Annotated in this window: 12 protein-coding genes; 6 read left to right on the top strand and 6 right to left on the bottom strand. The window is 74.2% G+C overall.

The genetic code is table 11. From position 1 onward, the window contains the following. Positions 1-37: 37 nt before the first annotated feature. Positions 38-1,876: a hypothetical protein gene (locus tag ACZ66Z_RS28920; protein WP_469938302.1), complete on the top strand. Its 1,839-nt coding sequence runs from the start codon at positions 38-40 to the stop codon at positions 1,874-1,876. A gap of 106 nt (positions 1,877-1,982) precedes the next feature. Here ACZ66Z_RS28920 and ACZ66Z_RS28925 read toward each other — a convergent pair whose 3' ends face one another. Further along, entirely contained in the window at positions 1,983-3,485 is a 1,503-nt protein-coding gene (locus ACZ66Z_RS28925) for an SCO1417 family PLP biosynthesis transcription factor (protein WP_469938303.1), read from the bottom strand. A 102-nt stretch (positions 3,486-3,587) separates the two neighbouring features. Between ACZ66Z_RS28925 and yczE the strand changes: the two genes are divergently transcribed. The 4 genes from yczE (at position 3,588) to ACZ66Z_RS28945 (ending at position 7,191) form a co-directional block, all read left to right on the top strand. Next, positions 3,588-4,388, top strand: a complete 801-nt coding sequence (gene yczE, locus ACZ66Z_RS28930; RefSeq protein WP_469938304.1) for a membrane protein YczE — start codon at positions 3,588-3,590, stop codon at positions 4,386-4,388. After that, positions 4,385-5,149, top strand: coding sequence for a glycerophosphodiester phosphodiesterase family protein (locus tag ACZ66Z_RS28935; protein WP_469938305.1), 765 nt, complete (start codon positions 4,385-4,387; stop codon positions 5,147-5,149). The genes yczE and ACZ66Z_RS28935 overlap by 4 nt, the downstream gene beginning before the upstream one ends. Before the next feature lie 41 nt (positions 5,150-5,190). Next, positions 5,191-6,561, top strand: coding sequence for an MFS transporter (locus ACZ66Z_RS28940; RefSeq protein ID WP_469938306.1), 1,371 nt, complete (start codon positions 5,191-5,193; stop codon positions 6,559-6,561). Positions 6,562-6,816: 255 nt separating this feature from the next. Further along, a complete protein-coding gene (locus ACZ66Z_RS28945) occupies positions 6,817-7,191 on the top strand; it encodes an RNA polymerase-binding protein RbpA (RefSeq protein WP_015032218.1) in 375 nt (124 codons plus the stop codon). A gap of 91 nt (positions 7,192-7,282) precedes the next feature. Here the strand turns inward: ACZ66Z_RS28945 and fxsA are convergent, their stop codons facing one another. The 4 genes from fxsA to ACZ66Z_RS28965 form a co-directional block, all read right to left on the bottom strand. Further along, on the bottom strand, positions 7,283-7,876 hold the full coding sequence (gene fxsA / locus ACZ66Z_RS28950) for an FxsA family membrane protein (protein WP_469938307.1): 594 nt from the start codon (positions 7,874-7,876) through the stop codon (positions 7,283-7,285). Positions 7,877-7,935: 59 nt separating this feature from the next. Continuing rightward, complete coding sequence (locus ACZ66Z_RS28955) at positions 7,936-8,712, bottom strand: polyprenol monophosphomannose synthase (protein WP_469938308.1); 777 nt, start codon at positions 8,710-8,712, stop codon at positions 7,936-7,938. A 432-nt stretch (positions 8,713-9,144) separates the two neighbouring features. Then, entirely contained in the window at positions 9,145-10,782 is a 1,638-nt protein-coding gene (locus tag ACZ66Z_RS28960; RefSeq protein ID WP_469938309.1) for an amidohydrolase, read from the bottom strand. A 76-nt stretch (positions 10,783-10,858) separates the two neighbouring features. Continuing rightward, positions 10,859-11,299, bottom strand: coding sequence for an Lrp/AsnC family transcriptional regulator (locus ACZ66Z_RS28965; RefSeq protein WP_030691308.1), 441 nt, complete (start codon positions 11,297-11,299; stop codon positions 10,859-10,861). Between the two features lie 225 nt (positions 11,300-11,524). On the opposite strand from ACZ66Z_RS28965, the gene ACZ66Z_RS28970 reads away from it, so the two are divergent. Beyond that, complete coding sequence (locus ACZ66Z_RS28970; RefSeq protein WP_469938310.1) at positions 11,525-11,893, top strand: hypothetical protein; 369 nt, start codon at positions 11,525-11,527, stop codon at positions 11,891-11,893. Positions 11,894-11,902: 9 nt separating this feature from the next. Here ACZ66Z_RS28970 and ACZ66Z_RS28975 read toward each other — a convergent pair whose 3' ends face one another. Then, entirely contained in the window at positions 11,903-12,991 is a 1,089-nt protein-coding gene (locus ACZ66Z_RS28975; RefSeq protein ID WP_469938311.1) for a phosphotransferase family protein, read from the bottom strand. Between the last annotated feature and the right edge of the window lie 4 nt (positions 12,992-12,995).

A 12,995-nucleotide genomic window follows, 5' to 3' on the forward strand; every position in this document is an offset into this window, starting at 1 on the left:
CGCCCTCCAGTCCCTTCCACCGATTCAGGAGTACTTCGTGGCCCGGCGACCACTCCCCCGCATTCTGAGCAGCGGCAGCGCACAGATCGCTCGCAGTCGAGAGATCGCGCGCACGGCCGCCGACAGCGCCACCGACGTGCTCCATCCGCTGATCACGGTCTCCCGCGGTCTGCGGAAGCTGGCCGCGACCGCGCGCGCCAGGTGGGCCGCGACCCCGAAGGAGCGGCGTGGTCCCACGCTGCTCCTGGTCGCGGCCTGCGTCACGGTCGTCGCCCTCATGCCCTACGGGCCGCTCCTCGCCCTCGTCCTGCTCATGGCCGTGGCCGCCTGGCTGGGCCGGGAGCGCCCGGTCGTGAGGACCGGGCCCGACGACGCGGAGATCGCCCGGCTCAAGGGCCTGTACGAGGCGCTCGTGCCGTACTTCTCCGTACCGGAGGACCCTGCGCCGCTGTTCGCCCACGGCGGCGAGTGGAGCGGCGCCTTCGAGGAGCACGCCTTCGACGAGGACGGACGGCTGACCCGGCTGAAGATCGCGTACCCCCCGTACTTCACCGACGGCGAACCGGCCGCCCGCGCCCGCATCGAGCAGCTGCTGCACGCTAAGTCGGGGCGCGGCCGCGAGTACCGCTTCGACTGGGACGAGGAGGGCAACCGGCTCGTCATGAGCGTGCTGCCCGCCCTGCCCACCACCATCGCCGCCCAGCGCTTCGTCACGGTGCCGGGCGAGACCGTCCTCGGGTTCACCGACGCCGACGCCGTGCAGCGGACCGTGCCGGTCGTCTCGGCGGACGGCACGGAGGACGCGCCGGCCGTCGTCTGGCGCACCGGCCCCCGCTCCACCGAGCCGCACCTGCTCGCCGTCGGGCAGCCCGGCAGCGGCACCACCTCCCTGCTGCGCTCGATCGCGCTCCAGTCCCTCCCCCACGGGGACGTGCTGATCGTCGAGGGCGGCGGCACCGGCGAGTACGCCTGCCTGACCGGCCGCGCCGGCGTCCTCGCCGTCGAGTGCGGGCTCTCCGGGGCCCTCGGCGCCCTGGAGTGGGCGGCGCACGAGACGGAGCGGCGGCTGATCGCCGCGAACCGGGCCCGGCAGGCCGGGCAGACCGCGCCCGAGGACACCCGCCGTCCGCTGTGGATCCTGCTCGACCGGCCGAGCGTCCTGGGCCACCTGGCCGCCGCCGACGGTCGCCCCGACCCGCAGGAGCTGCTCGAGGTGCCGCTGCGGCACGGGCGCACGGCGCAGGTCACGGTGGTGGTGGCCGAGCAGTTCGACAGCACGGAGACGCTGAGCGAGGCGGTACGGACCCACACCCGCGCCCGGGTCGTCCTCGGCCCCGCCGCCCCGGAGCAGATCGCGGCCGTCCTCGGCGCCCGGCCGCACACCACGCCGACGCCCGAGGTCCCGGCGGGCCGCGGCTACGCGCGCCTGGGCACCGGTCCGGTCCTGCGGCTCCAGGTGCCGGCGACGCCCGACCCGTACGACGACGCGACGAGCGAGGCGCAGCGGCAGGCCGTCCTGGACCTGCTCCCGGAGCGCCGCGCGACCCCGGCCCCGGCCGCGCCCGCGGACCCGCCCGCGGTCACCGCCCCGGCCGCGCCCGTGACCACGGTCAAGTCCCCCGCCCCGGCCACGCCCCAGGACACGCTCACGGTCAGGACCCCCGCCCCGGCCACGGCGCAGGACGCCGTCACGGTCAAGGCCACGGCCCCCGCCACCCCCGCGCCCGCCGTGGTCGCGGTGCAGGACACGGTCGCGGTCTCGGCCGCCGCGGTCGAGACGGTCCCCGGCTCGGCGCCCGAACCGGCGCCGGCGCCCCGCGCCGAACCGGACTCCGGCCCGGCCCCGTTCCACGCGCCCGTCCCGGCGGAGGGCTGAGGGAACACGGATCACGCATCCGTACGAGGGCCCCACGCGCACGCGTGGGGCCCTCGTACGGACAGGCATGCGTACAGGCGGAACACGGACGGGCGAACCGCCACGGCTACGCCACGAACGACCTGGGCGGCTCCGCTCCCCCGCTGCCGGCGCCGGACTCGACCAGGCGGGCCGCGGCGGCCAGCCGGGCGGCCGCCTCGTCGGCGACCGGGCCGCCGACCGTGAAGGGCAGTCGGACGAATCCCTCGAAGGCGCCGTCGACGCCGAAGCGGGGGCCGGAGGGCACCCGGACGCCGACCCGCTCCCCCGCCTCGGCGAGCCGCGAGCCGGACAGGCCGCCGGTGCGGACCCAGAGGGTCAGACCGCCGCGCGGGACCGCGAACTCCCACTCCGGGAGCTCCCGGCGGACGGCGGCGACGAGCGCGTCCCGGTTCTCCCGGGCCTGCTCGCGGCGCAGGCCCACGGCCTCCTCCCAACCACCGGTCCGCATGAGCCAGTTCACGCCGAGCTGCTCCAGGACGGGGGTGCCGAGGTCGGCGTACGCGCGCGCGGCCACCAGGGAGCGGATGACGTCGGGCGCGGCCCGGACCCAGCCGATGCGCATGCCCGCCCAGAAGGCCTTGCTGGCCGAGCCGACGGTGAGGACGGTGGCGCCCGCCGGGTCGAAGGCGCAGACCGGCCGGGGCATCTCCAGGTCCTCGTCCAGGTGCAGCTCGGCCATGGTCTCGTCGACGACGAGGACCGTGCCGGCCGAGCGGGCCGCCTCGACGAGCTGCCGCCGCTGGTCCTCGTCGGCGAGCGCGCCGGTCGGGTTGTGGAAGTCGGCGACGACGTACGCGAGCCGGGGCGCCGCGTCCCGCAGCACCTGCCGCCAGCGGCTCAGGTCCCAGCTGCCGAGGCCCTCGGCCATGGCGACGGGCACGAGCCGGGCGCCGGCCGAGCGCATCAGCTGGAGGATGTTGGCGTACGAGGGCGACTCGACGGCGATCCGTTCCCCCCGCCCGGCGAAGAGGTGGCAGATGGCGTCGATGGCGCCCATGGCGCCGGTCGTGACCATGATCTGCTCGGGCATGGTGGGGATCCCGCGCGCGGTGTACCGGTCGGCGAGCATCTGCCGCAGGGCGGGCAGCCCGGCCGGGTAGTCCCCGTGCGTGTGGGCGTAGGGCGGCAGCTCCTCCAGGGCGCCCTGGACGCCCCGGGTGAGCCAGGGCTCGGGCGCGGGCAGCGCCGCGCAGCCGAGGTCGATCATCGAGCCGAGGGCCTCGGGGGGGAGCGGTTCGAGGCCGCGTGCGGGCAGCGGGTTCCCGGCGGGCACGGCGGTCCAGCTGCCGGCGCCGCGCCGCGACTCCAGGAAGCCCTCGGTGCGCAGCGCCTCGTAGGCCGCGGCGACCGTGGTGCGGCTGACGGTGAGCGCGAGGGCGAGTTCCCGCTCGGCGGGCAGGCGGGCGGCGACCGGGACGCGGCCCTCCAGGACGAGCAGCCGGATGCCGTCGGCCAGGGCGCGGTAGGCGGGCGGCTTGCGGGTGCCGGGCCCGGCGGGCCGGGGCTGCTGCGCCTGGAGTTGCCGGGCGAGCTGGGCCGGTCCGACCGCTGAAGTCCACTGAGCCATGGAAATCAGTCCACCTTCCTCGAATTGGCCATGGTTGACATCCGATCTCCCGCCACAGAGTGTCATGAGTCAGTCCACTACCACCACCTTGGGGGCAGTCCCTTGTCCATCGCCTCCGGCCTCCGCGGCCGGCACCTCACCCGTCGGCTCGTCCAGCTGTACGTCGGACTGACCCTGTACGGGGTCAGCTCGGCGCTGCTCGTGCGCAGCGGGCTCGGCCTGGAGCCCTGGAACGTCCTGCACCAGGGCCTCGCCGAGAAGACCGGGCTGACCATCGGCGTGGTGTCGATCGCCGTCGGCGCGGTGGTGCTGCTGCTGTGGCTCCCGATCCGGCAGCGGCCGGGGCTCGGCACGGTCTCCAACGTGTTCGTGGTCGGTCTGGCGATGGACGGCACCCTGACCCTGGTCCCGGACGTCCACGGCCTGGTCGGGCAGGTGCCGCTGCTCGCGCTCGGCATCGTCCTCAACGGCGTCGCCACCGGTCTGTACATCGCGGCGCGGTTCGGGCCCGGTCCGCGCGACGGCCTGATGACCGGTCTGCACCGGCTCACCGGCCGTTCCATCCGGCTGGTGCGGACGGCGATCGAGGTCGTGGTGGTCGCCACCGGCTTCCTGCTCGGCGGCTCGGTCGGCGTCGGCACGGTCCTGTACGCGCTCGCGATCGGACCGCTCGCCCAGTTCTTCCTGCGCCGGTTCGCCCTCCCGGAGCCGGACCCCGCCGGTGCGGCGCCCGCCCCCGAGCCCGCCCCCGCCGGCACACCGCACACCCCCGGACCCGTCCCCGCCGGCCCGGCGTCCGCCCCCGGATCCGTCCCCGGCAGCGTCGCCCTCACTCCCGAGCCGGGCCCCGTCCCCTCCTCGGTCGCCGCCGGGACACCGGAAGGCGCCATACTGCGGCCGTGACTCGCGTACGCCACCCCTACCTCGACCACCCCTCCCCCCTCGCGTTCGCCCATCGCGGCGGCACGGCGAACGGCCTGGAGAACACCGCGGCCGCCTTCCGCCGGGCCGCCGCGGCGGGCTACCGCTACTTCGAGACCGATGTGCACACGACGTCCGACGGGGTGCTCGTCGCGTTCCACGACGCGACCCTCGACCGGGTGACGGACGCCTCGGGCCGGATCCGCGACCTGCCGTGGGCCGCGGTGCGGGAGGCCCGCGTGGCCGGCACGGAGCCGCTGCCGCTCTTCGCCGACCTCCTGGAGGAGTTCCCCGAGGCCCGCTGGAACGTGGACCTCAAGGCGGAGTCGGCCCTCTACCCGCTGATCGACCTGATCCGCAGGAAGAAGGCCTGGGACCGGATCTGCGTGGGCTCCTTCGACGAGGCCCGGGTGGCGCGGGCCCAGCGGACGGCCGGGCCCGCGCTGGCCACCTCGTACGGGGTGCGCGGGGTGGTCGGGCTGCGGCTGCGCTCCTGGGGGATCCCGGCGGCGGTGCGGGCCGGGGTGGTGGCGGCGCAGGTCCCGGAGCGCCAGGCCGGGGTCCCGGTGGTCGACCGCCGGTTCGTGCGGGAGGCGCACGCGCGCGGGCTCCAGGTCCACGTGTGGACGGTGAACGATCCGGCCCGGATGAACTCTCTCCTCGACCTGGGTGTCGATGGCATCATGACCGATCACCTGGAGACGCTGCGCGGCGTGCTCACCGACCGGGGAGCGTGGGCCTGAGCCGCGCCCCGGCCAGGGGGACGAACGAGGAGGACGCGGCCGTGACCGCTGACACCACCGAGCCGGAGGAGTACGCCGCCGGTCCCGCCGAACGGCGGCGCGAGCAGCGGGGCTGGTACTTCTACGACTTCGCGTGCTCGGTCTACTCGACGAGCGTGCTCACCGTGTTCCTCGGCCCCTACCTGACCTCGGTGGCCCGGGTGGCGGCCGACGCCGAGGGGTTCGTGCACCCGCTGGGCGTCCCGGTGCGGGCGGGCTCGCTCTTCGCGTACGCCGTGTCCGCCTCGATCGTGGTCGCGGTCCTGGCGATGCCGGTGGTGGGCGCGGCGGCGGACCGCACGGGCCGGAAGAAGCCGCTGCTCGCGGCGTCGGCGTACCTGGGGGCGGCGGCGACGGCGGGGATGTTCTTCCTGGCGGGCGAGCGCTACCTCCTCGGCACGTTCCTGCTGATCGTGGCGAACGCCTCGCTGTCGATCTCGATGGTGCTCTACAACGCCTACCTGCCGCAGATCGCGGAGCCGGACGAGCGGGACGCGGTCTCCTCGCGCGGCTGGGCCTTCGGCTACACGTCCGGCGCGCTGGTCCTCGCCCTGAACCTGGTCCTCTACTCGGGGCACGACTCCTTCGGGCTCACGGAGGGCGAGGCGGTCCGGATCTGCCTGGCCTCGGCCGGGGTGTGGTGGGGCGCCTTCACGGTGGTGCCGCTGCGCCGGCTGCGCGACCGGCGGGTCCGCCCGGAGGGGGCCGGACGGCCCGGCGGGGGCTCGGTCGGCGGCAGCTGGAGCCAGCTGCGGGCCACGCTGAGGGACATGCGCCGGCATCCGCTGACGCTCTCCTTCCTCCTCGCGTACCTCGTCTACAACGACGGCGTGCAGACGGTGATCTCGCAGGCCTCGGTCTACGGCTCGGAGGAGCTGGACCTCGACCAGACGACGCTCATCACGGCGGTCCTGCTCGTCCAGGTGCTCGCGGTGGCGGGCGCCCTCGGGATGGGGCGACTCGCCCGGTCGCACGGCGCCAAGCGGACGATTCTGGCCTCGCTGGCGGTCTGGACGCTGATCCTGGCGGCGGGGTACTTCCTGCCGGCCGGCTCGCCGGTCCTCTTCTTCTGTCTGGCGGCCGCGATCGGGCTGGTCCTGGGCGGCAGCCAGGCCCTGTCGCGCTCGCTGTTCTCGCACCTGGTGCCGCGCGGCAAGGAGGCGGAGTACTTCTCGGCGTACGAGATGAGCGACCGGGGGCTCAGTTGGCTGGGTCCGCTCGTGTTCGGTCTCGCGTATCAGCTGACCGGAAGCTACCGGGATGCCATCATCTCCCTGGTGATCTTCTTCGCCGTCGGCTTCGCGCTGCTCGCCCGGGTCCCGGTCAGGCGTGCGGTGGAGGCCGCGGGGAACCCGATACCCGAGCGTATTTAGACGTGGCGATGAAAGGGCGGTAGTGTACGCGTTTGGCCTGCCAGGCGGACCGTTACTGCGTGCTGCTTTGGTGAAGACACCGGGTCACATCTGCCGTCGGATGTGACAAAACGGGCACTGGTGGGTACAACAAGGGGCGGCACGACGGGCGACGCATGACCCGGCACGGGAATCTTTACCGCCGACCGGACGTTGACCGGATAACGACGACAGCGACACCTGTCCTGTGGGCGACAAGCCCGGGAGGCACGATTCATGAGTGAGCGAGCTCTTCGCGGCACGCGCCTCGTGGTGACGAGCTACGAGACCGACCGCGGCATCGATCTGGCCCCGCGCCAGGCGGTGGAGTACGCATGCGAGAAGGGACATCGTTTTGAGATGCCCTTCTCGGTCGAGGCGGAGATTCCGCCGGAGTGGGAGTGCAAGGTCTGCGGAATCCAGGCACTCCTGGTGGACGGGGACGGACCCGAGGAGAAGAAGGGCAAGCCTGCGCGTACGCACTGGGACATGCTCATGGAGCGGCGTACCCGCGAGGAGCTGGAGGAGGTCCTCGCCGAAAGGCTGGCCGTTCTGCGCTCCGGCGCCATGAACATCGCGGTGCATCCGCGCGACAGCCGCAAGTCCGCCTAGCGGACCGCCGCAGCAACACGACGCCGCGGGGCCCGGTACACGATGTGTGTACCGGGCCCCGCGGCGTCGCCGTGCCCCCGAGGGGGTCCGGTCAGGGCGTCAGGGGCGGGCGGGGCTCCTCGGGGCGACCGGGCCCCTGGGGAGCGCCCTCGCGGACGACCTCGCCCTGGACCACCTTCCCGTCCGGCCGGTGGATGCGGGCCTGCTGGAAGGCGTCCTGGAGGCCGCCGAGGGAGGGGGCGGCCATCCGGCGCTCCACGGCCTTCTCGGCGTACCGTCCGAGGAACGAGCGGACCTGCGGGATCAGCAGGAGCAGCCCGGCGGCGTCCGAGAGGAGGCCGGGGATCATCAGGAGCAGCCCGCCGAGCATCAGGAAGCCGTTGCGGTCGTCCGACCCGGCCCGGTCGGCGGGCGAGGGTGCCACGCCGCTCCGCGCGGCCGCCTGGGCCTGCTGGAAGGTCGAGGTGAGGTTGCGGAAGGCGCGTCGGCCCGCCCGCTTGACGACGGCGGCGCCGAGCACGGCGCCGCCGACGAGCAGGGCGAGGACGGCCGGTCCGCCCGCCGCGTCCGCCACCACCGTGAGCAGCCAGATCTCCAGGACCAGCCAGGCGGCGACGCCGAGCGGAAGAAACGTACGCGCGCGTGAGCGCTTGGGTGCGAGGGGAGGCGGTGCGCCGGTCGTCATGGACCCCAGTGTGCCTGGCGCCCCGCCGGAACGTCGTAAGGAAGGGATCAGTGCGGACGTCAGGAGGGCTTGCGGCCCAGCAGCCTGCCGACCTTCTCCGCCCGCGCCGTCAGGCCCCAGCCGGTGACCCGCCACAGCGCCTCGACGACGATGTTGCGGCTCATCTTCGAGTCGCCGACCTCGCGCTCGACGAAGGTGATCGGGACCTCGACGACGTGGAAGCCGGCGGCGACCGCGCGGCGGGCCAGGTCGACCTGGAAGCAGTAGCCCGCCGAGGCCACGTCGTCCAGGCCCAGGCCCTCCAGGGTCTCCTTGCGGAAGGCCCGGTAGCCGCCGGTGACGTCACGGATCGGCACGTCGAGCATCACGCGCGAGTAGAGGCTGCCGCCCCGGGAGATGAACTCGCGGGACTTCGGCCAGTTCACGATCCGGCCGCCCGGCACCCAGCGGGAGCCGAGGACCAGGTCCGCGCCCTTGAGGGCGGTGAGCAGGCGCGGGAGCTCCTCGGGCTGGTGGGAGCCGTCGGCGTCCATCTCGACGAGGACGTCGTAGCCGTGCTCGATGCCCCACCGGAAACCGGCGAGGTAGGCGGCGCCGAGCCCCTCCTTGCCCTTGCGGTGCAGGACGTGCACGTGGTCGTCGTCGGACGCGATCTCGTCCGCGAACTTGCCCGTGCCGTCGGGGCTGTTGTCGTCGGCGACGAGAACGTGCGCCTCGGGTACGGCCTCCCGCACCCGCGCGACGATCGGCTTGATGTTCTCCGCCTCGTTGTAGGTCGGAATGATCACCAAGGCCTTGCCGAGCGGGCCGTAACGCCTCTGGCCACCGTCGTTCACTACTGCCCCTTCGGATACATACGCGGATCCCCACCATAGCGAGGTCCTCGGAGTGCTCCGGCGCGGCGGGTCGAGCGGGACGGGTGACGTGCGGTGCGGGGCCCGGCGTCCTTCGGTCCGACCTGGGATCCGCTGGCTGCGGGTCGACCGAGAGCCGTTGTCTACTGAACGTCCGGGCCCCACCCGGGTCGCACCTTCCGCCGGAGGAACCTTCCCTCGCGGCCGAGGCGCGGGCGGCGTTCGGCTACGGCGTGGGGTGCGGTCCGGTCGGACGTCCTGTGGTGGACGCGGTGAACCTACCCGCCCCTGGCGGGCGACTGTCAATACCGACTTGACCTGCGGAGCCCCCTGGAAAGGCCAGGCCGGAGGGGAGAATCCGCAGGTCGGGGACAAGCGTGCGGGACGGCGGTACGGGTCCGAAATGCCCCCATATCAGTCGTTCGGCCGTACGAACACCGTCTGGCCGTGCACCACCGTCCGCAGACAGACGGGAAGGTCGACACCGGGCGACAGATCGGGCAGACCGGGCGTCCCGGAGCGCGGGTCGGTGGACCAGCGGGCGACCCGGTCGTCGGGCGCCTGGACGACGAGCTCCTCGGTGCGCCAGACCGCGTAGTCGGCGGGGGCGCCGGGGACCAGCGTCCCGGCGTCGTCCCGGCCCACGGCCCGCCAGCCGCCCCGGGTGTGGGCGGTGAAGGCGGCCCGGGCGGAGATCCGGTGCTCGGGGGTCCGGTGGAAGGCGGCGGCCCGGACGGCGCCCCACGGGTCGAGCGGGGTGACCGGGCTGTCGGAGCCGAAGGCCAACGGCACCCCGGCGCGCAGCAGCGCGGCGTACGGGTTGAGGGTGCGGGCCCGCTCGGCGCCGAGCCGGTCGGCGTACATGCCCTCCTCGCCGCCCCAGAGGGCGTCGAAGGCGGGCTGGACCGAGGCGGTGAGGCCCAGCTCGGCGAAGGCGGCGATCGTCTCGGGGGTGAGCATCTCGACGTGCTCGACGCGGTGCCGGGCGGCGCGGATCCGGGCCGGGCCGAGCTTCTCGGCGGCGGCCCTGACGCCCTCGACGACCGCGGTCACCGCCGCGTCCCCGATGGCGTGGAAACCGGCCTGGAGGCCCGTCTCGGTGCAGGCGACGACGTGCAGGGCGATGGCGGCCGCGTCCAGGTGGGCCGAGCCGCTGTGCCCCGCGCGGTCGGCGTAGGGCTCGTGGAGGCAGGCCGTGTGGGAGCCGAGGGAACCGTCGGCGAACAGGTCGCCGGCCGCACCGAGGGCGCCCAGGGCCCTCGCCCGCTCGACGTCGAGGTCGGCCCAGTAGCCCACGACCCGGGGCCCGGCCTCCTCGCGCGCGAGGTCCAGGAGCCCGGTGAAGTCCTCCTCGGAGGAGATCCGCGGGCCGCCGCACTCGTGCAGGGTGCCGATGCCGAGGGAGGCGGCCCGCAGCCGGGCGGCGCGCTGCGCCTCGGTGCGCTGGAGCGGGGAGACGGCGGCGAAGGCGGCCGCGCGCACGGCGTGGTGGGCGTCGCCGGTGAGCGGGCGCTGCCCGTCGTGGAAGCCGTCCAGGTCCCGGACGCCGGGCACGAGGTCGAGGAGGGCGGTCGTGACGACGGCCGAGTGGACGTCGATCCGGGTCAGGTAGAGCGGGCGTCCGCCGGTGAGCCCGTCGAGCTCGGCGCGGGTGAGCGGGCGGCGCTCGGGCCAGCGGGAGGCGTCCCAGCCGTGGCCGATGAGGATGCGGTCCTCGGGGCGGGCGGCGGCGTGCGCCCGGACCAGGTCCGCGGCCTCGGCGAGGGAGGCGGCGGAGGACAGGTCGAGCCCCGTGAGGGCGAACCCGGTGGCGGTGGTGTGCACGTGCGCGTCGACGAACGCCGGGGTGACGAGCGCGCCCTCCAGGTCGACGACCTCGTCCACGCCGGACGCGAAGGCGTCGGCGGCACCCTCCGAGCCCACCCAGGCGACGTGACCGCGCTCCACCACCATGGCGGTGGCGAAGGGGTCGGCGGGGCTGTGGACTTCTCCGCCGCGCAGCAGCACGGTGCGGTGTTCGCCGACGGACGCAGGAGGCATGGACTCGCTCATGGCACCAGGCTAGGACCTGCCGGGACCCGGTTCGTCCGGCAGGCCCCCCGGAGGGCCCGAACGGCGGCCCCGGGCGTCAGATGCGCGGCGGCCTGGCCTCGTACGGGGTGGACAGGACGACGGTCGTGCGGCTGGAGACCCCGGCCTGGGAGCGGATGCGGGTGAGCAGGTGCTCCAGCTCCAGCGGGGTGGCGACGCGGACCTTGAGGATGTAGTTCTCGTCGCCCGCCACGCTGTGGCAGGCCTCGATCTCCGGGATGTCGGCGAGCCGGTCGGGGGTGTCGTCGGGGGCGCTGGGGTCGAAGGGTTTGACCGAGATGAACGCGGTGAGCGGCAGGCCCACGGCCTCCGGGTCGACGACGGCGGCGTAGCCGCGGATGACACCGCGCTGCTCCAGTCGGCGGACGCGCTGATGCACCGCCGACGTGGACAGGCCCGTGGCCTTGCCCAGGTCGGTGTAGCTCATGCGCCCGTCCTTGACGAGCAACTCCACGATCTGACGATCCAGCTCCTCCATGCGGTGACCCTATTGCTCCGCGCGGGCGGGGGCACGGCCGGGGGCGACCCGTATGGGGCGCTATGGGGCGTCACGGGGCACCTGCGACGGGCATGTGACGAACGCCACAGGTTTGCGTCCGGCCCGGAGCGTCGCCTCACGGTTATGCGGAGTTCTGCATGGGAAGTGCTTGCTGTGGTCGAGGCCGTACGGATCCGGCCGACCCAGCCGAGGGGGAGATTCCCAATGCAGGAGCCTGTTGAATCGGTCGACACGTCCGACGAGCTCGACGCGTACGACACCTTTGAGATGTTCCGGGTCGTCTGCCCGGAGTGCGTGCAGCCCATCGCGCTGCTCGCGGACGAGGACGCGCTGCCGGAGCACGCGCTCTGCCCGACGCCGTGGAACCCCTTCGTCCTGACGGTCTGCCCGGGCACGGGCCTCTCGGCCGCCGACGCCCGCCCCGCCGACGACGTCCTGGGGGTCCAGGAGCAGGACACCGCACTGCTCCTGACGCTCCCCCAGGGACTCGACTGGCGCACGCAGCCCTTCTCGCACGTCGGCGGTCCGGGCTCGCGTCCGATCCGGGTGCCGCAGATGCGGCGCGCGGCCTGAGCCGGTCGACTACCAGTAGCCTCCCCGCACCATCGCCGCGAGCGTGGCGCGGTGCAGGATCAGGCCGTCCGGGTCACCGGGCACCTCGACCTCGCCGAAGTGGGCCTGGCGGTACGCGATCCTGAGCATCACGATCGCGTGCCGCAGCGCCGCGTAGAGCGTGTGGAACTCCATGTCGCGCGGGGTGTGGCCGGTCAGTTCCGCGTACCGCCGCTCGACCGCGTCGCGCCGCAGGAACCCCGGCAGCCCGGGCTGGCCGAAGCCGACGGTCAGGTCCTGGAAGAAGCGGTGCAGATAGACGGTCCAGCCGAGGTCGACCTCGCGGGGGGCGTACGCCGCCATCTCCCAGTCGAGGACGGCGGCGGGCGTGAACCCGTCGTAGACGATGTTCCCGATGCGGGCGTCGCCCCAGCAGAGGACGGCGGGCCCCTCGTCGGCCGGCCAGAGCTCCTCCAGCCGGGCGAAGGCCGACTCGATGAGCGGCGAGGGCGCGAGGCCCTCCACGACCCACGCGTAGTAGGCGCGTTGGGCGTCGACGTGCCGGCGCAGCGGGCTCCCGGCGCCTTCGGGCAGCAGGAACTCGGCCTCCTCCGCGGGGAACCGGTCGTGCAGCCTGGCCAGTACGGAGACGGTCCCGGCCTCCAGGCGGTCGCGCTCGGCGTCCGTGGCGGCGTGCAGCCAGTTCCCCTCGTACGTGTAGGGCATGACGTCCGGCGGGACGCGGCCCTCGGCGCGGGCCATCACGAAGAAGGGGGCGCCGAGCGGTTCCGGGTCCTCCTCCAGCCAGAGCACGCGCGGCACGGGGACGTCGGTGTGCGCGCCGACGAGGCGCATCACCCGGTGCTGGCGCGCCATGTCGTAGACGGGGAAGACGGTGTACGCGGCGGGGTCGGCGGCGAGCCGCAGGGCGCAGCCGCGCACGGGGGCGTCCGGGTGGTCGAGGTCGAAGAGCAGGGTCTCGCTGGACATGCCGTTGGAGCCGGGGACGGTGAGGCCGGTGACCCCGGCTCCGGGCAGGTGCCGGTCCAGCCAGGCGGTGAGCCGCCGGCCGAGCTCCTCGGGGTCGCGGGTGGTGGTGCGGGGGCGGGGCGCTGCCACGTGA

This window comes from Streptomyces sp. NPDC107498 (genome assembly GCF_055582805.1).